The organism is Dyella terrae, assembly GCF_004322705.1.
In the GTDB taxonomy this organism is placed as follows: domain Bacteria; phylum Pseudomonadota; class Gammaproteobacteria; order Xanthomonadales; family Rhodanobacteraceae; genus Dyella_D; species Dyella_D terrae.
Map to the genome: position 1 here is coordinate 427,580 of NZ_SIZZ01000001.1, position 22,384 is coordinate 449,963.

Consider the following 22,384-nt stretch of genomic DNA (forward strand, 5'->3'; position numbering starts at 1 on the left):
ACGGTTGCCGGGTTTAGTCGGACTGGGTTTTCGAGGCTGGTTTCAGCGCGAGCGGAGCGCTGCACACCCAGCAACACTGTCAGCAGGCAGATGCATATCAGAAGTCCCGAACGTCGCATGGCATCGTTCCCTGATGGATGCCCGGAAGTTTAAAAGAGAAGCACGCCAAGGTCATAGGCGGAGCCCGCCGGGCTGGTGGCTTGGCTTTCCTTGATCAGTGGCCCTTGAGGACAGTTACCCAAGCGCTTCATGGAAGCCCTGGCGTCCCGGGGTCGCCTGCGCGCCCTTGTCGCGCGCTGGCGACTTCGCCTGCCGACATGCTCTACTTCGGGGGCGATTTTCCTGGGTCGATGGGCATCTGACGGGGGGCGGGAGAGATGCGCTGGATACGCTGCGGTGCCGCGAAGCAGTTGTTGATGCTCCTCATCGCGCTGATGGGAATGCCGGTTATGGCGGCAGAGCCTGGCCAGGCATGCCGGGTCTTCGACGACTGCATCCGTCAGATCGAGGCTTCTCGAGTGGGCACGTCGCCCGCTGCGCAAACGCAGGAGCAGATCGCGTTGAGTCACCAGCTGTTGCAGCTCGATGACGCCGTTCCCAGGCTCGTCGAAATGCTTGGCGATGCAGATATCGGCAAGGCCACCATCGCAGCAGCGGCACTAAGAGACGCGAACGCCATTGACCCTCGTTACCTCCCGGCCATCGAGCGAGGACTGGACCGCGGACTGCCCTGGTTGGTTGCGGCATTGGGGCGCATCCCATCGGACGAGGCTGCTCGAAGGGCCGTCGACGAGCTGATGCGTTCGCCAGATGCGCCGCTCGACCAGGCGTCGTACGCCGTGGAGCTGTCAGGCAAGCGGGCCATACCTTACATAATCGACATCGCACATTGCCGGTCAGGATGTCAGTCGGGCCAGGCATACAAGCTCGGGGAAGTGCTGGGCCGCATGGGGCCGGAGGCCATGAGCGCGATTCCTTCCCTGGTTGGGATTGCAGGGGATCCCTGGGTGCCTCAAGCAACGGCCGGCGAGGCGATCGCAACACTTGCCAACATGGGGCCGGTCGCCCAATCGGCAGGCCCGGCATTGATCGCCTTGCGCTCGCATCGACTGGCGCTCGCACAAGGGATTGACGCGGCTCTGATCGCCATTCACTCACCTGCGGCAGGCGCGATCGTCGGCCGTGTCCTCGCCGCGCACGGTGCCGATTACACCAGCCTTCGTCGCCTTGGCTTGTTGGGACCTGCCGGTTACGACGCGGGGCCTGAGGTGCTGAAGATCCTGTTGCGCGAAGAGGGCGAACTCCAGGTCAGCGCAGCACAGGCCCTGGGCCTGATTGGCTATCGCCCCGCCGTGCCGGCCCTCATCGATGCGCTCAAGAACGAGGCGAATGTGCGCTTGAATGGCGCCGCCGCCGAAAGCCTGGGGCGCCTTGGCGATGCGTCGGCCAGGCCGGCGCTGCAATGGGCCGCGCAAGCGCATTGGTTTCCACCCGTCAGGGCCAGGGCGGCCGAAGCGCTCAGCCACTTGTCGAGCGGTGTGCCGTACGCCCCCCTTGGACGAGACGACGAGTTCGGCTTTGTCTCTGCGCACATCTTCGCGCGCGAACAACGTCAGTCTTCAACGTGTTCGGCGAGTCGGACTCTCACGGGCAGTCCATCCAAAATGCCCGTTCCCGGCGGTGACCTCGTGGTCGTTGACAACGGGGAATGGGGCGCCAGCCTGTCCTTTCAGCCGGCAGGCGGCCAGGATCAGATGATCCTTGAGCAGCGCATCACCAGCCTGCAGCGTTTTCACGGGCAGATCGTCGCGGTCGTTGCCATCGACAGTTACCTCATCAGCAGCGGTGGTCTGTACATGATTAAGCGCAGCGATGACGGCGTCTGGCATGCCTCGCTTTGGCGCATGCTGCCCTGGTCACCTCAAGGTGCGCGGCTGCAACGGAATGGGGAGCTGCTGGTGGCGCTGGGCGGCGGCTACGACGTGTTGGTCGACGGCAAGGGCAACATGCGCGTACCCGACTGCGCCGCTACATCCACGCGGATCTAAGCCGGTGCGTTGAACGCGCGCGTCGCTACTCCTTCAGGAACACGGCGATCTCCTCGATCTGTCTGGCGCTCAGGCCCGCGGCCTGTTGCCGCATCACGCCCTTGCTGAGGGCGTCGACGATCCGCTCATGCGAGCGTGTTTTGAGCACGGCGCGCGGCGGTATGTTTCCCTGGGGATGCTCATGGCACATCGCGCAGCGCTGCTGGAAGATGTCTTTGGCGTTAGTGTCGGCTGGCACAGCCGGAATGTTTGTTACGGCAGGCGCGGGCTGAACGGGCGCGACGACGGCTCGACCACCCATGCGCTTTCCGCCTGCGCCAAACGCCTGGATGCGATCCGTGCCGACCATGACCTGACCCTGGCCGAAGGTCGGTTCGTTGTACTTGCCGCTGGTGAAGAGCTCGCCCGGCAGACTCTTCCACAGCACCTCCATGGAAAGGCCGTCCACGGCGTACAGGATGGGGCGGGGTGCATCCGAACCATTCAGTGATGCAGAGCGCGGCGCGTTTTCGTCCAGCACCCACACCACGGGATGGCCGTCGACGCCGCTGGTGACGACAGGCGAGCCAGGATTGCCCATCACCAGGGTCGATGCGCGCGCATCCACGCGGAGGAAAGGTGTTCCATGCGAGGGGCGTTCGACACGCAGGCGAACCAAAGAGGGCGGAACGCTTGCCGCCGATCCACGGGCGGCCTTGTTGTTGCCCGTTGCATACACGTATTCCACGCCTGCCTTGTCACGGAAGGTGGCGGGCACGGAACGCGCCCTCGCGACGTCCATGGACGCGTCCTCTTCGGAGTAAGGGCCGAAGACGTTGAGCGGGCCACGCTTGCCGAATTGCGGTTGCGGTCCCGGTGGAAGGAGCGAGCCGTCGCTTGCCGAGTTCGTCGTGCAAGCTGGCCTGCGATCGAGTCGCCCGGGCAGGTGCCCGGGATCGAGAAGATACATATTGCCCTGCTTGCCACCGACCACCATCAACGGCGTCGCGCCTCCCTTCAGCAGCGCTGCGCCACCCGAGCCGAGATCGATATCCATCTTGGCCGTGAGGCAATAGTTGAAAGGCGTGTAAGTTCCCTGAAGCACGAAGCCCTGTACGCCCGACGGCGGAGCGAGCTTGAGCACGGACTGCGTCCAGTCGTGGTCGAGATCGCGATAGCCATCGAATCCACTGCCCGTGACCACGAAGACATGGCCTGCCTCGTCGACCGCCGGGCCACCCGCGCCCCAGATGCCGCCGGATCCCCGGTGCGGCATGGCGACAGCGGCGAATGCACTGCTGACATGCGGGCGTTTCGTGTCGATCGCCGCGATCCAGCCGGTTTCGGTCTCGCCGAACACGACGTACAGCGCGTCGCCCTCGGGACTCAGGTTCAGGGCGCCGCGTTGCACGCGAAAGTCGAACTTGCGTGTCGGTGGCAGGAGCGTTGGCCCAGCGTTGGCATTTACACGATTGAGCGTAGGCTCATCCAGGCGTACGGGCCATCCATCGATGAGTTGGCCGGTGGCAAGCTCGAGTGCGTAGGCTTGCCAGCCTTGCTGGGCGGCGCAATGCGTGACATAGAGGCGTCCACGACGTACGTCAGCCACGGGCGTGCTCAGGATGCCCGTGGGAACGCCATCCAGCGGCGCCGGCTTGAGATAGCAGGGCGCATCCAGTCGCGTGCGCCACAGGATGCGTCCCGGCGCGAGGTCGCCATGGCGACGGGCATTGATCGCGTAGACATAGCCATTGCTCGACGCCGCGATCACGACGGCAAAGGTTTCGCCGCGCAGCGGCCCGCTTTTCAGCGTTAGTGCGTCGATGAAGAGCGGACTGGCATAGAGGCGGGCATCGTGGCCATCGACGGCGTCCAGTGGCGGTGATTCCCAGGCGATGCCGAAAGCGGCTTGGCGCAAATCGTCGGGTGCCAGCGCGTCCTGTTCCGCATACCAGCCGCTGCGACGGCTATCGGCGTGGAACGTTGCGCGCTCCACCCTGGCAAGGGTTGCGGGCGGCGCCGCATCCAACGGAGTGGGGAGATCGACGGCCTGATCGGGTACAGGGAGGTGAGACGTCCAAAGCGCGGCATTCGTGATCAGGCGCGCCACATCTGGCCGGTCGAGTGTCTCGATGAAATGCGCGCCCGTGAACACAAACGAGCGCGCGCCATCGTTGGTCTCGTAAGTCCAGGCCACGTCGACGCGCTCGCCGTGGTCATCGAGCACCGCGTCGCCGTTGCGAAATTGCGGATGAAGCTCGGCGACAAGGATGGGCGTGCGCTGACCCGTATCAGCGAACCGGAATGTGGGATAGAACTCATCGCGCAACGCCATCTCGCGGAGACCGTGCGCCACGGGATGGCCCTCGATGGCAGGCTCCAGTGCTGCCCATTCCGTCGTCCGGTCGGCCATGCCCAGGCGCACGCCACCCAGCCAGTGTTCGAGGCCCAGCGAATCGCTTGCCGGTGATGTCGACGCCTGATGCAGCGCAATGATGCCGACACCACGTTGGCGTGCGGCTTCCATCGTCGCCCGTTTGCCTGGGTTGGTCATGGGGTGGTGATCCATGCCGTCGAAGTACCAGATCACCGTGGCAGCGTCGTCCAGGGCATGGGGATCGACGGGCCAGCCGTCCGGATACGTCTTTACCTTCAACGCGGTTCGGGCTTCCGGCGACGCGTCGATCATCCGGGCGATGCGTGCGACGCCGAGTTGATATTCGTGCTTTCCCGGGCCTTCGCTGTGCGGGCCACCGATGATGACCACGGTTCTGGGGGCCGATACACCGCAGGATGCGAGTAATGCGCAAAGCATGGCGAGCCAGAGCGGGATGCATCGTCGAGGCGTACGTGGCTCGGGCATGTGCGCCATTTCCGTGAAGGGTGCGGGATGTCCTCCAACCTAATCAACGCGCGCGCAGCAAGAAACGCGTGCTGGCTATCTTCTGCAACGAGCGTTTATGGGGTGATCGTTGATGCGATGCAGCGCACTGGGCACTACTTATCAGGTGTCGATGCGGACGGTTCGATCCTGAACCGGCAGCACGTGCCGCCACGGATGATGCATTCCCGATGCTGGATGCGCCGACCGCTGGCCGCTTCCATGAATGCGATATCGAACTTGCACACCTGCGGATGCTGGCGTGCCATGGCGTGAAAGACGCAGTTGAATGCCTCCACTTCCCAGTGGTTTCCTTGTCGCGCGGGTATGGCTTCGTACCCAAGGGCATCAAGTTGCGAGGCAAGTTGCGTCGCGATCTCGGCCAGGGTGGCCGATGCCGGCGGAACGACTTCGTTTGAGCCCAGCCGTGTACCGAGATCACGGAGCATGGTCTCCAGTTCCGCTGGCCCAAGGCGCGTTTGCAGCTCGGTCAGCAGGGCAGTGGAGATCATGCCGTAGTTGCGGGGGAACAGCGCGCGACCGTCGTCCGTGAGCCGATAGCAGGCGACCGGCCGCCCGCCACTCGGCCTGGATTGCGCGCGCTCGACATAGCCATGTGCCATCAGGGCGCTCAGGTGTTGGCGCACGGCGTTGTGCGTGATGTGCAGGGTTTCGCACAGCGCCTCAACGGTGCCTTGCCCGGCGCCCTTCAACAGCTGTCGCAGTAGGCGCTGTTGCGTGGCACCGAGTTGCCTGAGCGCCCCCATTTTCAACTGGCCTTGTCCGGGAACTGCTTGGCGATGCCGCCCGCCAGTGCGTCCGCGATGGTGTTCATGTGTGCCTGCATGGCCGTCCAGGTCGTCTGCTCGTCCTTCATGTCACCGGCCATGATCTGCTGGATTTGCGTCGCGTGATGGGCGACGTGGGCGGCAAAGAGGCTTTGCACCGCGCTTTCCGGCAAGTTGGGATTGGCGCCCGAGAAGAACTTGGCGATGGCCGTGACATTGGCGTTGAGGTCGCTCATGGCTTTCTGCTCGGCCGCCTTGTCGCCGGAGGCCGTTGCCTCGGTGAGGGCCTTTACGCCGCCCCAGTGCCCGGCAAGCAGTTGGAGCGTCTGATCGCCAGCCGGCTTGCCGTAAAAACCGGCCACCGCATTGGCGATTTCCTTGGCATTGGCGACCACGACGTCTTCCGCGGCCTTTGCCTTGGCGCTGTCATGCGCGTGAATGGCCATGGCGTATTCGCGCGTGTGGACCACATGGCCATGCCACAGCTGGCGCAGCGCGGCATCAAGTTTGGGGGCGGTCACAGAAGTGGCGGGCGCGGCCTGTGCCATGGATCCCATGTCGTGCGTGGCAGGGGAGGCGGCCATGGCCATGCCGATGGTGGCGAAGTACGCCGCCGACAGGGTGAAAAGCCTGATGCTGGTCTTCATGGGGAAGCTCCGGAAAGTCGCAAAGCGGCGACGACCGACAGTCTGTTCCGGCCCCATTGTGACGCAAGGTGTGTATGTGTAAAGCGCTTCCCGCAACGATTCGGGATGCCGGGCTTCCAGTCAGCCCTGGCGCGTCCGCAACTGGCGCGAGCCGAGCAGGATCATGGTCACCATCTGGGTCATCTGGTCAGCCAGCTGCGCGTCGTGGTCCACGGGCTGATCGAGTGCGTGTGCACCCATGGCGAAGATCAGGCGCGTGATGGCCTTGGCGGCGATGGCGGGGTCATGCAGGGGTTGATCGGCAGCCCTGGACAGGCGCTCCAGTTCAACCCTCAGTTCTTCCTCGAAGAAATCGAGCTGGCGGTCCACGGCTTGCTTGAAGGCGTCCGATCCGGCCGTGCCTTCGCGCAGCAGCACCTGCATCAGTCCATCCCGCGAGCGCATCTGGGACATGAAGGCCTCGACCGAGCCTCGCACCACCGCGTTGCCACTGACGACGTGCGTGCGTGCCTGGACGACCACCCGGCGCAAGGCCTCGCCCGACAGCTCGATCAGCGCAACAGCCAGCTCGTCGATGTCGCGAAAGTGGCGGTAGAAGCTGTTGGGGGCGATATCGGCCTCGCGGGCGATCTCCCGCAGGCCCAGGCTGGACACGCTCCGGTGCGGACCGAGCAGGCGCAAGGCCGCCTTCAGCAGGTCATCCCGGCTGATCTGGTGCTTGCGTCCGGCCTCGGGGGCCTCGTAGGGAGCGAGAGTCTGGGGCATGGGCAGGTCCGTTGGGACGGGCTGAAGGATAGCAGACAACTGTATAGACGATTGTATATACAGTTGTATATATGCTTGTATAATGGGGCATGGAAACTGTCATTCGCCGACCCTCCTGGCTCTCTCGCCTCAATGCCGTATGGGCACCCCCGGCCGTGCTCGACTTCTGGCTGTCGCGCTTCAATCCGCTCTGGTCATGGCACCAGGCGCGGGCGAAGGTGATCGAGCGTCGCCAGGAAGCCCTTGGCGTCACCACGCTGGTCCTGCGCCCGAACCGCCACTTCCGTGGCTTCCGCGCCGGCCAGCACATCAACGTGGGCGTTGAAATCGACGGTGTCCGCTACACCCGGTCCTACAGCGCTTCCGATATGCCGCGCGCCGACGGCCGCGTTTGCATCACGGTGAAATCCGTCGAAGGCGGCAAAGTGGGCGCGCACCTGCAATCCCTTGCTGTTGGCAGCGTCGTGTACCTGAGCGAAGCCTTCGGTGATCTGCGCGTTCCCGATGATTCAGTGCCGTCCCTGATGCTTGCTGCCGGTAGCGGCATCACGCCCATGCTGGCGTTGATCCATGCCCAGGCGGAGGCTGGTTTTCCCAAGCCCGTGCGACTGGCGTACTGGGCGCGCACGCGCGCCGAGTGGGTGCAGGCGGATGCGCTTCGTGCGCTGGCCGCGCGGCATGCCAACTTCAGCGTGCATTTCGTGCTGACGGGTGAAGGGGCCGTGGCCGCTGATGAACTCGAAGGCCGGATCGAGTCGGGTCATCTGTCTGCGTGGCTCGCCGACCATGCGATGGCCCATGTGCTCGCCTGCGGTCCCCATGGTTTCGTTGAAACCGCCCGTGGCCTGCTCGGCGATCGCTGCCGATCGTTCCAGGCCGAAGCGTTCAGCCCGCCACCGCGCGTGATCGACCCCAGCGACGAAGGCCACGTGCGGGTGACCTTGCTCAAGACCGGGCGAACGATCGACGTTGCGCGCAACAAATCCTTGCTCGAGGCGCTGGAGGAGCAGGGTCTCACTCCGCGCCATGGATGCCGCATGGGCATCTGCAACACCTGTTCCTGCGGCAAGTCCAGCGGCGCTACGCGCGACCTGCATGACCGCAGCGTGCAGCACGAACCCACCCACGCCTTGCGCCTGTGCATTCACGCCGCGCAAAGCGATCTCTCCCTGGATCTGTGAACGACATGGCCAAGATCAATAGCCGTCCGCTGAGCGCGGAAGAACTGGATCGCTTCGGCGAGGAACTGGATGCACTGCGCGCACGCACCCTGGCGACGCGTGGCCAGGATGACGCCAACTACATCCGCAAGGTCGCTGCCGGCGTGCGCTGGCTGGGCCTGAGCGGTCGCGTGCTGCTGATGGCCGGCGCGATCCTTGGTGGCACGCTGTTGCCTGTGCTGCTGTGGCCGTTGTGCATCCTGGGCGCGGTCGTGCTCGGCCTGTCCAAGATCCTCGAGAACATGGAGCTTGGCCACAATGTGATGCACGGCCAGTACGACTGGATGGGCGATCCGGCCTTGCAGGGGCGCACCTACGAGTGGGACATCGTGGGCACCAGCGACAACTGGCGCAAGACGCACAATTACAGCCACCACACCTGGACCAACGTGCGTGGCATGGATGATGACATCGGCTACGGGCTGTTGCGGATCTTTCCCGAACAGCGCTGGAAGCCGTACTACCTGATCCAGCCGGCCGTGGCGGTTGTGTTCGCCGTGCTGTTCGAATGGGGTGTCGCGATGCAGGACCTGCGTATCGGTCACTGGGTCAAGGGCAAGATGACCGGTAGCACCTTGTGGAAGCTGTCGGTGCCGGTGATTCGCAAAGCCGGCAAGCAGATGCTCAAGGACTACGTGATCTTTCCGCTGTTGGCGGGCCCGTTCTTCCTGCCGGTGCTGCTTGGCAATGTCGTCGCCAACGTGATCCGCAACATCTGGACCTACACGATCATCTTCTGCGGTCACTTTACTGCCGACGCCGAAGTGTTCCCGAAGGAATGCGTGGAGAACGAGTCACGCGGTCATTGGTATCTGCGTCAGCTGCGCGGTTCGTCAAACCTCACCGGCGGCTGGTGGATGGATCTGTGGAGCGGCAACCTCAGCCGTCAGATCGAGCACCACTTCTATCCGGACGTGCCGGCGAACCGATACGCTGCGATGGCCGTGGAAGTGCGCGAGATCTGCGCCCGCTATGGCCAGCACTACAACACGGGTTCCTTGCCAAAGCAGTTTGGTACGGTTATCTGGCGCATTCTGCGTCATGCGTTCCCCAGCAAGCCGGCGCCGGTGCGGCCGCTTATGGCGGCAGGCTGATCAAGGCTTCGCGCATGAAGCCCGCTCTGGCAACAGGGCGGGCTTTTCTATTGGGTTCGAAACAAGAGCGAGTCCCATTTCATCAGCGAATGCTTTAACGGGGTAGATTTCACCTGTTCGCCCCGTGCCCACGTGGCACGCCTCGGTTACAGGGATCCTTCCGATGCAGATGAATGCAGGTGATCGTTACGCGCCCGCCTTGCGCTGGCTTCACTGGATCAGCTTCGCGCTGGTTCTCATCGCCTACGTGGCGATCAATGTACGCGGCCTGTTTCCGCGCGGCAGTGAAGGTCGCGCTGACTCGCTGGCGATCCACGCGCTTGCCGGCATTGCCGTCCTGCTCCTGGTGCTTCCACGGCTTTCCACGCGGTTGAAACACCCGTCACCGCCCATTGTTCCCGCCATGGACAAGTGGAGCCAGGCGCTGAGCAAGATCACGCACGTCGCGCTCTACGCATTCCTGATCGCGCAGCCCATCATGGGTATCGTGACGCTGCAGATCGCCGGCAAGCCCGTCAGCCTGTTCGGCGTGACCGTGTTGCCCGCGTTCTTCGGTGCCGGTGACCGTGAGCTCGCTCACCCATGGGAGGACGTACACGGTCTCGTGGGCGAGATTTTCTATTACGTCATTGGCCTGCATATCCTTGCCGCGCTGTGGCACCACTTTGGTCGCAAGGACAACACCCTTCGGCGCATGGCCTGACGGACAGGAGCAGGCATTTCCATGGCACACCGTCACCGCGAACGTCACGTCACCGAGCGCATGGGCTGGTTGCGCGCCGCTGTGCTCGGTGCCAACGATGGCATCGTTTCAACCGCTAGCCTGGTGATGGGTGTCGCGGCGGCTCACGGTAGCCCTTCGTCGATCCTTGTCGCAGGCACCGCCGGCCTGGTGGCCGGCGCCATGTCGATGGCGGCGGGCGAGTACGTGTCGGTCCACTCCCAGGCCGATAGCGAGAACGCCGATCTGGCGCGCGAGAAGAACGAGCTGGAGACCGATGTGGAGGGTGAGCACAAGGAGCTGGCCGCCATTTATGTCGGCCGGGGCCTGGAGCCGACGCTTGCGCGCCAGGTGGCCGAACAGCTCATGGCGCATAACGCGCTGGATGCGCATATGCGCGACGAGCTGGGGATCACTGAAGCACTGAAAGCCCGGCCCATTCAGGCTGCCGCGGCGTCAGCCGTCAGCTTTGCGGCCGGCGCGGCGCTGCCGCTGCTTGTCGTGGCGCTCGCGCCAGGGTCGGGGCTGCTGTGGTGGGTATTCTCCACGTCGCTGGTTTTCCTGGCCGTGCTTGGCGGCATTGCGGCTCGCACGGGAGGTGCCAATGTTCGTGTTGGCGCCACGCGCATTTCCTTCTGGGGTGCGCTTGCCATGGCCATCACGACCGCCGTTGGCATGTTGTTTGGCGCCGCCGCGTAACCGCGGCGCCAGACGTTGGCTTACTTTGCAGCTGGCTTCGCGGTGGCTGGCGTGCCTTCGGCGAGCGGTCGAACGTACTGCACGAGTGATACCAGCAACTTGCCCGGTTCCTCGACCATGACTTCATGCGCCGAGTCTTCAAACCAGACGATTCGCTTCGACGGCGCCTGGAGTTGGTTGAACCACACTTCGGCGACGCTGGATGACACGTTGTGATCGTGCCTTCCCAGGAAAAGCAAGACCGGGCAGTCGATCTTTCGTACGCTGCTGAAATCCACCGTAAGCGCAGTATTGAGCAGCTTCGTCACCGAGTATTCGCTGGCGGCATCGATAGCAAGCAGATCCTTGTCGGTGTAAAGCGGTGACAGCGCCATCGCTCCGCTTTCTGCGTAGCCACCCGTGCGCCGATACACCATGCCGCCGTATTCATCGAGCCATTTGCGCTGGATCATCACGCGAGACAGCGGCTCGGGCGTCGTGCCCTTGGCATAAGGTGCGATGGACTGCAGCTCTTTGACGGCCTCCTTGTTGCCGGCCCTGCGCGCTTCGTCCATCGCGAAGGCCCAGCCCTGGCGCTCGCTCTCGGGCATGTTGGTCATCTGCCCGATGCCGATATATCCGTAGAGCCAGTCCGGATGGCGGCGGGCAAGCTCCAGGCCCAGGAATGAACCCCAGGAATGGCCAAGGACGAAGATTTTCTCTTGGCCAAAGGTCTTCCGAAGCCACGCTGCCATCTCTACCGTGTCGGCGATCATCCGGTCGGGTGTGACCGTGGATGCCAGTGCAGCCGGATCGTTGGCGGCATAGGTACTTCCGGCGCCACGCTGATCCCACTGGACGACGGTGAAGTACTCCTCCCAGCCCTTCTGGAAGTACCAGCTCGTGGGCATCGATACCCAGCCAGGGCCACCATGCAGCATAAGCAGCACAGGGTTGTTGCGGTGATTGCCGCGAATGCTGACCCATTGATCGATGCCACCGATACGGACCTTTTCATGCTGGTCGATCCCGTCGGGTGAAACGATCTGCTGAAGGTCGGCAATGATCTTCACGGCTTCCGCGCGATTGCGTGGGCCCGGTGCATCTTCCGCATGCAAACCGGCAACGGCACCCAGGCCAAGCACGGCGACGAACGACAGCCATCCAGTACGCATGAACACGACTCCTCCTGATGAGTGCAACATTGATGGAGGAGGGCAAAGAGCATGCCAGCGCGGGAGTGGCTGTTTCGTTGGGTGCCAGCGCCTTTTGCGGTGGCGAAGCCTTGTCCGTGGACAGTCCGCGGACGTCCGGTGCGATGCCTCATGAAACGCGCGTGTACCCATGACCTGCGCGCTTGAATCTACCCGGATTCGGGATCAGACTCGGCCGCGCTTCGCGATGCGCGCGAGCATCTTTGTCATTGCATCGAACTTTCTTGCGGGTGATCCGAAGTCGGGCGAATGTCCGGCGATGGTCGCAGGAGCTCTTCCATGCCACATGCTTCCAGGGTTTCCGAGATACCTGCGCAACCGCATGCGAGGCAGCGCAGCCGCCGCTACAGCGGCTCCTGGGCAAAGGCTGACATTGTTGCGGGTTTGACTGCGGCAGCGGTGGTGATACCCAAGGCACTGGCTTACGCGACCGTGGCAGGACTGCCTATTCAGGTCGGCCTCTACACCGCCTTCCTGCCGATGATCATCTACGCGTTTCTGGGCACGTCGCGGCCCCTGAGCGTGAGTACGACGACCACGCTTGCCATCCTGACGGCGACGGCACTCGGTCGCGTGGTTCCTGACGGCAACCTTGCAACGCTGACAGTCGCGGTGGCCACACTGACCGCACTGGTGGGTATGACGCTCTTGCTGGCATCGCTGCTGCGACTTGGTTTCGTCGCCAACTTCATTTCCGATCCCGTGCTTACGGGCTTCAAGGCCGGTATCGGGGTGGTGATCGTGGTCGATCAACTGCCCAAGCTTTTCGGCCTGCATGTCGACAAGGGGTCCTTTCTCCACGATGTCTATGCGCTGATGGCCGGGATGCCCCATCTGTCGCTGGCAACCTTCATGATCGGCGCAGCGACGATCGCGATGCTGGTGAGCATAGAGCACGTTTGGCCGAAGGCGCCGGCGCCGCTCGTCGCCGTGGCGGCGTGCATCGCCAGCGTCGCTCTGTTCGATCTGTCGTCACAAGGTGTCGCGCTGGTCGGTCCCATTCCAGCGGGGCTGCCTTCACTGACCCTGCCTGACCGCAGCCTGGTGGGCGAGCTATGGCCCGCCGCCGTCGGTATCGCGCTGATGAGTTTCACCGAGACCATTGCCGCCGGTCGTGCATTTGTCCGGGACGATGAGCCCGTGCCGATCGCCAATCGGGAGCTGCTCGCCACGGGACTGGCCAATCTGGGCGGAGCGTTCCTTGGCGCGATGCCTGCAGGCGGCGGTACCTCTCAGACCGCCGTCAACCGCCTGGCAGGCGCGCGCACGCAGATGGCCGAGCTGGTGACGGCCGGCGGCGCGCTGTGCACGATGCTTGTACTGGGGCCCTTCATTGCGATGATGCCGCAGGCCACCTTGGCGGCCGTGGTGATCGTCTACTCGATGGGGCTGATCAAGCCGGCCGAATTTCGGGCCATCCGCACCATTCGTAAGACGGAGTTTGTCTGGGCGATGGTGGCCGCGGTGGGCGTTGTTTTCCTCGGTACGTTGCGAGGCATCGTCGTGGCGATCATGGTGTCCCTGCTGGCATTGGCGTACCAGGTGTCGGACCCGGCGCTTCATGTGCTGAAACGCAAGCGAGGAACCACGCTTTTCCGACCGGCCTCGCCCGATTATCCGGATGACGAATCCATGGATGGCCTGCTGGTCCTTCGGCCCGAGGGACGCATATTTTTCGTCAATGCCCAGCGTCTGGGCAGCAAGATGCTCGAACAGGTGGAGCAGGCAAGTCCTCGCGTCGTCATCGTCGATCTGGGTGCGGTATTCGATCTGGAATACACCGCGCTGAAGATGCTCGTGGCAGCTGAGGCGAAGGCGCGGGCAAGCGGGTGGGAGGTGTGGCTGGTGGGCATGACGCCGGGCGTGAAGCAGCTGGTCCGTCGGTCGCCGCTTTACGAGGTATTGGCGGGAGGTCGCATGTTCGCCCGCGTGGAAGATGCTGTCAGTCACTACGAAGGCATGCGCATGCAGAATGCACTGGGTGCCGAGGGATAAGTGCCGGCCAGCCACGTACCCAAGGTGTGGGTAGATGGCGCATGGAAGGCATCGATGACGCTTCTGTTCACGAAATGTTTTGCCCACTTGGCGCATGTTCAAACGACTGCGGCACGCGAATGCTGCCGCGGTATCTCGCTGCGTGACTAGCTGAACGTAGCGGTGCGTCAAAAGGATTGTCGGCAGGTCACGGGCCCGGAGGGTGCGTGTCACTGGTTGCCTGGAGAGCTTCATCGTCACGGTTACGCGTCGCGCGCCGTCAACGAGAGGAGACTAAACAATGACAACTCTGGGATCGCGGATCACCTATGGATTCGTCGGTGTGATTGCCATTGCGCTGGCTGGTTGTAATGGTTATGTGAAGAAGGCGGATTTTGATACTGCGGTGTCCGAATTGCGCGCGAATGACCAGAAGCAGCAACAGCAGATTGATGCGCTGGCGCAGGAAATGCATCAGAAGTTTGCCGACTACGACACCAAGATCACCGCGCTGCAAGGGCGCATCAGCGTCGACAACATCGCGCATTTCGACACCAACCAATCGACCCTTCGGGATGAAGACAAGCAGCGCCTGGACGAGTTTGCGAAAGTCATGCGCGATCATCACGCGCAGGCCCTCGTCACCGCCGAAGGTTTTGCCGATCCATCCGGTTCGCCTGCGTACAACCAGAAGCTCGCGCTCAAACGCGCCAATGCCGTGCGCGATTACCTGGTGCAGGCGGGCATGAGTGCGGATCAGGTTCGTGCCGTGGCCTATGGATCGGTCAAGAACCGGCAGGTGGTGAAGGGAGCGAAGGGAGAACAGGGGCAGCCCAACCGGCGTGTCTCCATCGTTACCGACTTTGCAGGCAACAGCTGAAGCTGGGACCTTCACTGCGCGGCTTGATCGCGCGTAACGACGTTGAGTCCTGCACAAGTGGCGGCTGCGTTGGCTTCGCGGCCGCCACTCGAACATCATCGACGCCATGCCTGGCATGGTGCGCATGCGCCGTGCCCAATGCCTTGTCCGGAGCGTGAGCGCAAATGTCTCAATGAGTAATGAGCGAATGGGTGCGCTCCGCATTCCGAGTGCGCTACTTCGTGAAACTACTTAGCGTGCAGCAGTAGAAACGCGATGGCAGTCGTTGGTGGTTTGGCCGAGATTGAGTGCTCCGCCGCCCCGCGAATTCTTGCCATGCAGCTTGCGCGTCGTTCCCTGACTTACAGCATCCAGGTGGCCTTGCTCGGTACCCTGGCCACGTCAACGTTGGGTAGTGGGCATCTGTACGCGCAGTCCGTGGGCCCGGGCACCGTGACGGCCCCCGTCAACGTCACTACGGGTACGACGACGATCGTTGGTAACACCACGGTCGACGTCAGAAGTGGTGCCAACAATGCCACCAACGTATCCGGTGGCACCCTTGTCGTTGACATGCGTGCGGGTTCGCGCCCCGGCGCCATCAGTCTCCTCACGAATGGCGGGAACGCGCTGTACACCAATGGCGGCATCATTTCGGTGCCGGCGGGCGTCAACATCACCACAGGCACCGGTGCGGCACTTTATGCGGATGGTTCCGCGGCTTCGTTGACGTTGAACGGAGGCCTGGTGACGTCTCTGGGTGGAGGGTATGCGGCTGTCGCGCGCAATGGCGCCCAAGTTTCGATCACCAGTTCCAACTTCAATGATCCGTTCTATTCGGGCGCAAGTGCAGCAGGCAATGGCATGGTGGCGGACGCAGGTGGCGTTATCACCGTCGCCGGTACCTCCTCCATGGCTACCAGTGGCACCAATCGGGTCGCATTCGGCGCATCGGGCGCAGGATCCGCGATCAACATCAACACCCCGTTTACTTTCTCGGGCGGCCTCAGTGGCGTGACGATGTACGGGCTGGGTGCACTTGGCGTCTATCTGTACGATGGGGGCGCGGTCAATTTTTCACAGCCACAAACGATTGTGATCACCGGTAACAGTGGTGTTGGCGTATCGGTCGACCAGACCACCATGGCAACGCCCATCAACGGATTGACGGTGAACTTCACGGCCACGTCGGGCTCAGGTGGCTCGGGTGCCATTGTCATGCGCAATGGTTCGGCGCAGCTGAGCAATTTTGTAGTGACTGGTCCTGCCGCTGCCGTCGGCGTCTGGACGCAGGCGGGTACGAGTGCAACGCTGACCGGTTCAAGTCGCATCGACATCAACTCGGCCACCAACGGGCAATCGTGGCGGATAGCGACGACAAGCCTGGTCAATCCCATCTTCGGCCAGGTAACCGCGCCCTCCTGGCGTGCCGGCCTGCTCAACCTTGGCGGCCAGATGACGAGCACGGGCACGACGATCAATGCCAATGCCTCGGGCAGCTATGGCGCTTACGCCGGAGCCAATGGCACGTCCAACAGCACGATGAGCCTCGCCAACAACACCATCAATGCCACCGGTTCGCGCACGATCGGCATGATGGGCTACACCAACAGTCAGTACGTCGTGAGCGACTCACAAATCACCAACACGGGCGGCTCGGTGGCGCTTTATGCATGGAGCTACGCCAATCCCTCAAACAACCAGCCGATCGTTTCAGCCACCACGATGTCGTTCACCAACAGCACCATCACGGCGACAGGCGGGGCGGCCGGTCTGTGGACGGTGAACCAGAACAAGGGCCTGTACGCGAATGCGATCAGCTTCGATGGTGGTGGTTTGTCGAGTGATGGTTACGCCATGCTCGGGCAGGGCGTTAGCGACATCGCGGCAACCAACGGGGCCAGCATCACGGGTGGGCAGTGGTTGCTTTATGCCGAAGGTATCAACACATCGGGCGGTGATGCAGCGACGCTCGTCAACCTGTCTGCCTCGGGTGCGAGCAGGCTGAGCGGGCTGGTCGAGGCCGACAGCGACAGCACCGCCAATGTCACGCTTACTGATCGTTCGTCCTGGGTCGGCAAGGCATTCTATGCGAGCAACGTTTCCGTTGACGGCAGCAGCTCGTGGTCCATTCCCGCCAGCTCGGTGTTGTCAGGCACCCTGACCAATAACGGCCTGGTTGCCTTCACGGCGCCGGTCGCCAACGAGTTCAAATCGCTCTATGTCCACTCCTACGCCGGTGCCGGAACCCTGGGCATCAACACGGTGCTTGGTGATGACAATTCACTCACCGATCGACTCATCATCGATGGAGGAACCGCCACAGGCACGAGCCGAATCGCGGTGACCAACGTGGGGGGTGCTGGCGCGGAGACAACGGGGAACGGCATCCTGGTGGTGCAGGTCGCCAATGGCGGCGCCACCAGCGCCAATGCATTCGCCCTGGCAGGTACGGTCATTGCGGGCCCCTATGCGTATCTGCTGCATCGTGGCGGTGTCTCTCCCGGCGTGGAAAACGACTGGTTCCTGCGCAATACGATTGAATGCACGACACCCGGGACGCCCGGTTGTCCCGCGCCGCCCGATCCACCGGATCCGCCCGCACCCCCACCGCCGCCACCGCCGCCACCGCCCGCACCTCCGCCGGACCCGGTGAACCCGCCGACGCCCGATCCGGGGCCGCCTGCGCCGCCGGTGCCCGATCCGGTCGCCCCCGGTGGTGGAGAGGATCCGGTGACGCCGGTGTATCGCCCCGAAGTGTCGCTCTACACGGCGCTGCCTGCGATGGCCCTGCGTTACGGATGGGCGATGCTCGACAACCTGCACGAGCGTGTCGGCGAAGAGGAGCAATTGCGCGGTCGCTCCGATTTGCGCGAGGACGATTATCTGAATGCGCTTTGGGTGCGTGTCATCGGCGAAGACGGCAACGTGCGTGGCGCGAGCGAGGGCATCTACAACGGAAGCCCGAAATACGACTACAACATCATGGCGCTCCAGGCGGGTATGGACGTCTATGCGCAGGAGCACGACGACCGGCAGCGTGACCATGTGGGCGTGACGCTGGGTACAGGACGCATACGCAGCGATGTCGCCAACTACGATGGCACCGATGCGGGCGATGACGTGGTCAAGGGCCAGAGCCTGGGCGCTTACTGGACGCACTTCTGGACCGAAGGGCAGTACCTCGATGCGGTCTGGCAGGGCACCTGGGGCAAGTACAGCGCCAAGTCGGACGATGGCATCGAGCTGCATCACGACAGTTTCGGATGGGCCGCCTCACTCGAGGGTGGGTATCCCTTCCACGACGATACCCAGGTGTGGGAGCCGCAGGCCCAGGTGATCTATCAACATGCCAACAGCGGCACCACCAGCGACATCGGCGCGACGATTCGCTTCAGTGACATAACGTCGTTGATTGGTCGGGTGGGTTTGCGCTGGGCCAATACCTGGATTCAGCAACCCGGTAGCGACGGATCGCCGCGCCTGCTCACGGGCTGGCTTCGGGCCAACGTATGGAAGGAATTCAAGGGCGAGCCCGTGACGTCGTTCTCGTCCGCCGATGGCTACGTGCCGTTCCAGGGAAGCATCAAGGGCTCGTGGTGGCAACTCAATGGAGGTGTCACCTGGGAGTGGGACCGGAACGCGTCGTTCTACGCCAATGTCGGCTACCAGAACGGCTTTGGAAGCCGGGGGTTCCATGCCTGGGATGCCAAGGTGGGCATGCGCTGGAACTGGTGAGATCGACGGAGCGCGCGCAGGGTCACCCCTGCGCAGCGGGGCCTGGACTGAAGCCACAAAAAAGCGCGCTCACGCGCGCTTTCTCTTTATGTCATCGATGGCAAGGGCGCGCATGAAGCATGCGCGCCCCTGGAAACGCTTATGCGCCCGGAGTGGCTACCGTCAGCTCGACGCGACGATTCTGCGAGCGGCCATCCGCGGTGTCGTTCGACGCTACCGGGCTCTGCTCACCAAAGCCCTGCGCCGACACCATCGACGGCTTGACGCCCTGCGAGATCATGTACTGCATGACGTTTTCCGCGCGCTTCTGCGAGAGGATCTGGTTGGTGGTAACGCCCTGCTTGGCCAGGCCAGGGCCGATCGGCGTGCTGTCGGTGTAACCGTTCACGTTGATCTTGTTCTTTTGATGCGGCGCCAGGATGGCAGCAATCTTGGCGATGCTGCGCTTGGCGTTGTCCGACATCTCCCAGCCACCGGACGGGAAGAGGAGTTGCTCATTGAGCGACACCTTGATCGCGTCCTGCATACGCGAAATGCTCATGTCGCGCGAGGCTACTTCCGCACCCATGGCTTCATTCAACTGCTTGTACTGTGCTTCGAGTTCGGCATTCTTTTGCTGCGATTCGTCATAGGTCTTCTGGGAAACGCAGCCGCCCATCAGTACAGCGGCCACCAGGATGCACACGGTCGGGAGCTTGATCATGGGTATTCCCCTCGCACAGAGATGTCGGATTCGGTCGTGGCTTGAGCCGGTTTGGCGAGGCGCGGCAACGCTTGCGTGACGCTTACGCCTGTGCGGCAGTTCTATAGGGTCAGCAGATTCGGCCCGGCTCAGCCTGCTCCGATCCCGCTACACGCGCATCCGCAAAATTCGATGCCGGAGTAAGTAGTTTTACTTCGTAATGGTGATGTCGCGAGCTGGCGAGGCCCTATGATCTGGCCGGGAGCGCGGTGGACGACAAGACTATGTGCGGCAGCTTGGGGCGCGAGTTCTTGCGATCACGCGAAGAGGGTCGATCAGGTCGGGTGAGGGGGCTCGTATGACGCGAACGCTTGGATTTTGGGGCGTCTTTGGCGGAAGGCTGCTTCTGCATGTGTTGGTGATCGCGGCCGCTTCCGTGATGATCGAATGGTTCGTCGTCGCCTGCGTCCCTCATTACCGTTTCAATGGCGGATTGGCGTTCGTAGTGACGGCCTGTTTCGCTTCGCTCCTGGTGCAGTTTCCGTATTCACGATGGCTGTCGAGTACGTGGCTTTACCCAACGGAGGCCTTCTGCGTCGCAGGGTTTTTGATGGTGTGTCTTGGTGCAGCTTCGCTGCTGGTGTTGCGGGTTTGGCCCCGGTCGGAGCTGCTGGTTGGACTGGGTTGGGCGTGCTTTATCGCCAACTCCGTCGTTGGGCTGGTGCGTGTCTGGCGCATGCGATAGCCCAAAGGATTGACGCAACCATCATGAAAGTCCGCGCATGGTGCGTCGTCTCACCCGACGGGCACTGCGTCGATGGCGTTCGATGATTCGGCTTTGCTTGCATACATGCGGAGCCAGCGGCTGGGTGTGGTTGCTTCTGTTGGGCCGCACGGGGAACCGCAGGCGGCGTTGGTCGGCATTGCCGTTTCGCCGAATTGCGAAGTGATCTTCGATACAGGCGTTCGGGGTCGCAAGCACGCGAACCTGTTGAAGGACCCTCGTGTCGCCGTGGTACTTCAAGGGCCCGGCGAGCAGACGCTCCAGTTGCAGGGGACAGCGCACTGGCTGGCTCCCGATGACGCCGGGACGGATGAACTGCGTTCGGTCTATTTCGCCGTCTGGCCGGATGGGCGCGAGCGGGCCGCATCGGGAAAACTGGCGCACTGGTGCGTGAGTCCGCGGTGGGCGAGGTACTCGGACTTCGATCAGGGCCCACTGATCCGGGAGTTTCGCTGGCCGGCCGTGTCGTAGTCCCTTAACTCTGCCACTGAGTAAAGATGATTGATTGAGTGGTTGATTTCGTCGTTTGCCAAGTGGGGTGATCCTACGGGTGGGGGCGCCAGGAACGGGAGAGTCATTACGCGCGCGTGGCTTGGCACATCGGGTCGCGGTCTGAACCACGCGCTTGGCGTTGGTCACCTTGTTGCCGATGCCCTATCCGGGCAGTTCCCACAGGGGCTCGGAAAATGTGAAGGCATCTTCACCATCATGGCTGCCGGACCCCAGGCGGATCGGCCGTGAGGATTATTGCCACGTCGACCCGGGCGTTTCACCATGGTGTTAACGCGCAAGCTCTTGCGAGGTACCTGCCTGGTTATTGAACTCTGCCAAGAGGACCGTCATGCACCATGCGGCCCTTTCGTTCGTGATGTCGGGCGAACCCTGTGGTGTCGCAAACGCGCATGAATTTACCTGCGGTTTCCTGGCGGAAAACGCAGAGCGTGCTGTTACCGGCCAATGCCGGGCCATCGTGCTTTTCAGGAGCGAAAGTTAAGCAGGCAAGGCGAGACGCCACGGCATGCCATGGCAATGGTCGGCGGCTCTGGCGAAAGATTGATTGCGTGTAGGGCCACTCGAAGCCGAAGGTGGGGAGCGTCATGGATGCTCGGATTCGTGGAAAACGTACTGAACTGGAGCCGATTTTGCGCGCCATGTATGGCGCGCTCGCTGAGGATGTGTCCTTCTGCCACATTCTGGACTTGGTGGCTGGCAATCTTCGTAGCCACATCTCCGCTGTCCACTTCGACGACTTTGTTGAATGCAGATCCAGGGTCGATGTGACTGGAGAGATAAGTGCGCCTGAAATCGCCTCGCTCATCCAGGATTATGCAGGCCGGTGGCGCGGTGGAAACACGTGGATGCAGCGAGGCCTTGAGAAGCTCATCACCCGTGGCTACGGCGACGGTGACGAAGTGGTGGGTGAGAAAGAGCTCCTCGCCATGCCTTACTACCAGCACTATCTGCGCCGAGTGGATGTTCGTCACGGCCTTGGCATTTGCCTGTGGCATGCCGGAGCGGAACGGGTCGTGGTCGCATCATTCAATCGTGCGCCCGCTGAAGGGCCGTTTTCGAAGGAAGAGATGGGTTTTGTCGCAGCGATGAGGCCTCATCTCGTCAACGCCTTCATGATCTACAAGGGCGCCGCCCAACTTCGGGACTGCAACCGTTCGCTGATGGCCGCCATGGACATGACGCCGGCTGGCATGATGCAGCTTGATACGGATGGAAAGGTGCTCAAGGCGAACGAGAGAGCGGAAAAAATCGTTTCGTCCCACATGGGTGTCGCGAGAGAAGGCAAGGGAAGTCTGTCTTTCGATTGCCATGGTGACAGGCTTCGTTTTCATCAGGCCGTGAAGTCCCTGTGTGCCACCGATGCCGGTGTCCACACGCTGACCATGGTCATTTCCGCATCGAATCACGGCATGCGACCGACTTTGCTTCTTCACTTGTGCGCGCTGCCTTCGATTACCTGTTTTGGTCCGGCGGTTCGGTTGGTGGCTTTTCTTTGCCCTCTTGCCAGCTTCGATCCTGGCCAATGGAATGCGCAGCTGATTGGGACCGGGCTCGGTTTGACCACTGCGGAGGCGCGCGTGCTTGTCGCCTTGCGCCGACACCATGATGTCGATGACGCCGCTGCCGAACTCGGTGTTGCAACCTCCACGGTTCGTACTCACCTGAAGCATGCGTTTGCGAAAACGGGAGCCAGTGGCCAGGCCGAGCTGCTGGCGATTGTCGAGCGGATCATTACCTTGGCGCCTTCCAGCAAGGTCTAGCGAAAGTGGATTCTGCCGGTGTCCGCTGTCTGCCGACTT

17 protein-coding genes are annotated in these 22,384 nt (G+C 62.6%); 11 read left to right on the top strand and 6 right to left on the bottom strand.

Going from position 1 to position 22,384, the window contains the following annotated elements:
* Positions 1-377: 377 nt before the first annotated feature.
* Positions 378-2,048, top strand: coding sequence for a HEAT repeat domain-containing protein (locus tag EYV96_RS02080; RefSeq protein ID WP_131149861.1), 1,671 nt, complete (start codon positions 378-380; stop codon positions 2,046-2,048).
* A gap of 25 nt (positions 2,049-2,073) precedes the next feature.
* Here the strand turns inward: EYV96_RS02080 and EYV96_RS02085 are convergent, their stop codons facing one another.
* From EYV96_RS02085 to fabR, 4 genes are all read right to left on the bottom strand, one after another.
* Entirely contained in the window at positions 2,074-4,899 is a 2,826-nt protein-coding gene (locus EYV96_RS02085; protein WP_131149862.1) for a ThuA domain-containing protein, read from the bottom strand.
* 125 nt (positions 4,900-5,024) lie between these two features.
* Positions 5,025-5,675: a helix-turn-helix transcriptional regulator gene (locus EYV96_RS02090; protein ID WP_131149863.1), complete on the bottom strand. Its 651-nt coding sequence runs from the start codon at positions 5,673-5,675 to the stop codon at positions 5,025-5,027.
* A gap of 2 nt (positions 5,676-5,677) precedes the next feature.
* Positions 5,678-6,343 (bottom strand): hypothetical protein, encoded by a 666-nt coding sequence (locus EYV96_RS02095; protein WP_131149864.1) that lies wholly within the window; start codon positions 6,341-6,343, stop codon positions 5,678-5,680.
* Between the two features lie 120 nt (positions 6,344-6,463).
* Positions 6,464-7,108, bottom strand: a complete 645-nt coding sequence (gene fabR, locus EYV96_RS02100) for an HTH-type transcriptional repressor FabR (protein ID WP_131149865.1) — start codon at positions 7,106-7,108, stop codon at positions 6,464-6,466.
* Between the two features lie 89 nt (positions 7,109-7,197).
* Here fabR and EYV96_RS02105 point away from each other — a divergent pair, with 89 nt between their 5' ends.
* The 4 genes from EYV96_RS02105 (at position 7,198) to EYV96_RS02120 (ending at position 10,842) form a co-directional block, all read left to right on the top strand.
* On the top strand, positions 7,198-8,289 hold the full coding sequence (locus tag EYV96_RS02105; RefSeq protein WP_131149866.1) for a flavin reductase family protein: 1,092 nt from the start codon (positions 7,198-7,200) through the stop codon (positions 8,287-8,289).
* A 5-nt stretch (positions 8,290-8,294) separates the two neighbouring features.
* Positions 8,295-9,422, top strand: a complete 1,128-nt coding sequence (locus EYV96_RS02110; protein ID WP_131149867.1) for a fatty acid desaturase family protein — start codon at positions 8,295-8,297, stop codon at positions 9,420-9,422.
* Between the two features lie 163 nt (positions 9,423-9,585).
* Entirely contained in the window at positions 9,586-10,125 is a 540-nt protein-coding gene (locus EYV96_RS02115) for a cytochrome b (RefSeq protein ID WP_205746068.1), read from the top strand.
* Between the two features lie 21 nt (positions 10,126-10,146).
* Positions 10,147-10,842, top strand: a complete 696-nt coding sequence (locus EYV96_RS02120; RefSeq protein ID WP_131149868.1) for a VIT1/CCC1 transporter family protein — start codon at positions 10,147-10,149, stop codon at positions 10,840-10,842.
* Positions 10,843-10,862: 20 nt separating this feature from the next.
* Here EYV96_RS02120 and EYV96_RS02125 read toward each other — a convergent pair whose 3' ends face one another.
* Complete coding sequence (locus EYV96_RS02125; protein ID WP_131149869.1) at positions 10,863-11,996, bottom strand: alpha/beta fold hydrolase; 1,134 nt, start codon at positions 11,994-11,996, stop codon at positions 10,863-10,865.
* A 318-nt stretch (positions 11,997-12,314) separates the two neighbouring features.
* Here EYV96_RS02125 and EYV96_RS02130 point away from each other — a divergent pair, with 318 nt between their 5' ends.
* The 3 genes from EYV96_RS02130 to EYV96_RS02140 all read left to right on the top strand — a co-directional run bounded on the left by EYV96_RS02130 (position 12,315) and on the right by EYV96_RS02140 (position 18,606).
* On the top strand, positions 12,315-14,030 hold the full coding sequence (locus EYV96_RS02130) for a SulP family inorganic anion transporter (RefSeq protein ID WP_131149870.1): 1,716 nt from the start codon (positions 12,315-12,317) through the stop codon (positions 14,028-14,030).
* A gap of 280 nt (positions 14,031-14,310) precedes the next feature.
* Positions 14,311-14,889: an OmpA family protein gene (locus EYV96_RS02135; RefSeq protein WP_131149871.1), complete on the top strand. Its 579-nt coding sequence runs from the start codon at positions 14,311-14,313 to the stop codon at positions 14,887-14,889.
* A 315-nt stretch (positions 14,890-15,204) separates the two neighbouring features.
* The gene (locus EYV96_RS02140; RefSeq protein WP_165488559.1) at positions 15,205-18,606 is read left to right on the top strand and encodes an autotransporter family protein; all 3,402 of its coding nucleotides are present in this window, start codon (positions 15,205-15,207) and stop codon (positions 18,604-18,606) included.
* Between the two features lie 139 nt (positions 18,607-18,745).
* Here EYV96_RS02140 and EYV96_RS02145 read toward each other — a convergent pair whose 3' ends face one another.
* Positions 18,746-19,309, bottom strand: a complete 564-nt coding sequence (locus EYV96_RS02145) for an OmpA/MotB family protein (RefSeq protein ID WP_131149873.1) — start codon at positions 19,307-19,309, stop codon at positions 18,746-18,748.
* Positions 19,310-19,646: 337 nt separating this feature from the next.
* Between EYV96_RS02145 and EYV96_RS02150 the strand changes: the two genes are divergently transcribed.
* The 3 genes from EYV96_RS02150 (at position 19,647) to EYV96_RS02160 (ending at position 22,345) form a co-directional block, all read left to right on the top strand.
* Positions 19,647-20,033 carry a hypothetical protein gene (locus EYV96_RS02150; protein ID WP_131149874.1) on the top strand — a complete coding sequence of 129 codons (387 nt, stop codon included), beginning with the start codon at positions 19,647-19,649 and terminating at the stop codon, positions 20,031-20,033.
* Between the two features lie 105 nt (positions 20,034-20,138).
* On the top strand, positions 20,139-20,543 hold the full coding sequence (locus tag EYV96_RS19060) for a pyridoxamine 5'-phosphate oxidase family protein (RefSeq protein ID WP_165488560.1): 405 nt from the start codon (positions 20,139-20,141) through the stop codon (positions 20,541-20,543).
* Between the two features lie 626 nt (positions 20,544-21,169).
* Positions 21,170-22,345, top strand: a complete 1,176-nt coding sequence (locus EYV96_RS02160; protein WP_131149876.1) for a helix-turn-helix transcriptional regulator — start codon at positions 21,170-21,172, stop codon at positions 22,343-22,345.
* Positions 22,346-22,384 lie beyond the last annotated feature (39 nt).

Coding starts and splice junctions, on each gene's coding strand:
- EYV96_RS02080 (WP_131149861.1), top strand. CDS start 378: ATGCGCTGGATACGCTGCGGTGCCGCGAAGCAGTTGTTGATGCTCCTC.
- EYV96_RS02085 (WP_131149862.1), bottom strand. CDS start 4,899: ATGGCGCACATGCCCGAGCCACGTACGCCTCGACGATGCATCCCGCTC.
- EYV96_RS02090 (WP_131149863.1), bottom strand. CDS start 5,675: ATGGGGGCGCTCAGGCAACTCGGTGCCACGCAACAGCGCCTACTGCGA.
- EYV96_RS02095 (WP_131149864.1), bottom strand. CDS start 6,343: ATGAAGACCAGCATCAGGCTTTTCACCCTGTCGGCGGCGTACTTCGCC.
- fabR (WP_131149865.1), bottom strand. CDS start 7,108: ATGCCCCAGACTCTCGCTCCCTACGAGGCCCCCGAGGCCGGACGCAAG.
- EYV96_RS02105 (WP_131149866.1), top strand. CDS start 7,198: ATGGAAACTGTCATTCGCCGACCCTCCTGGCTCTCTCGCCTCAATGCC.
- EYV96_RS02110 (WP_131149867.1), top strand. CDS start 8,295: ATGGCCAAGATCAATAGCCGTCCGCTGAGCGCGGAAGAACTGGATCGC.
- EYV96_RS02115 (WP_205746068.1), top strand. CDS start 9,586: ATGCAGATGAATGCAGGTGATCGTTACGCGCCCGCCTTGCGCTGGCTT.
- EYV96_RS02120 (WP_131149868.1), top strand. CDS start 10,147: ATGGCACACCGTCACCGCGAACGTCACGTCACCGAGCGCATGGGCTGG.
- EYV96_RS02125 (WP_131149869.1), bottom strand. CDS start 11,996: ATGCGTACTGGATGGCTGTCGTTCGTCGCCGTGCTTGGCCTGGGTGCC.
- EYV96_RS02130 (WP_131149870.1), top strand. CDS start 12,315: ATGCCACATGCTTCCAGGGTTTCCGAGATACCTGCGCAACCGCATGCG.
- EYV96_RS02135 (WP_131149871.1), top strand. CDS start 14,311: ATGACAACTCTGGGATCGCGGATCACCTATGGATTCGTCGGTGTGATT.
- EYV96_RS02140 (WP_165488559.1), top strand. CDS start 15,205: ATGCAGCTTGCGCGTCGTTCCCTGACTTACAGCATCCAGGTGGCCTTG.
- EYV96_RS02145 (WP_131149873.1), bottom strand. CDS start 19,309: ATGATCAAGCTCCCGACCGTGTGCATCCTGGTGGCCGCTGTACTGATG.
- EYV96_RS02150 (WP_131149874.1), top strand. CDS start 19,647: ATGACGCGAACGCTTGGATTTTGGGGCGTCTTTGGCGGAAGGCTGCTT.
- EYV96_RS19060 (WP_165488560.1), top strand. CDS start 20,139: ATGCGGAGCCAGCGGCTGGGTGTGGTTGCTTCTGTTGGGCCGCACGGG.
- EYV96_RS02160 (WP_131149876.1), top strand. CDS start 21,170: ATGGATGCTCGGATTCGTGGAAAACGTACTGAACTGGAGCCGATTTTG.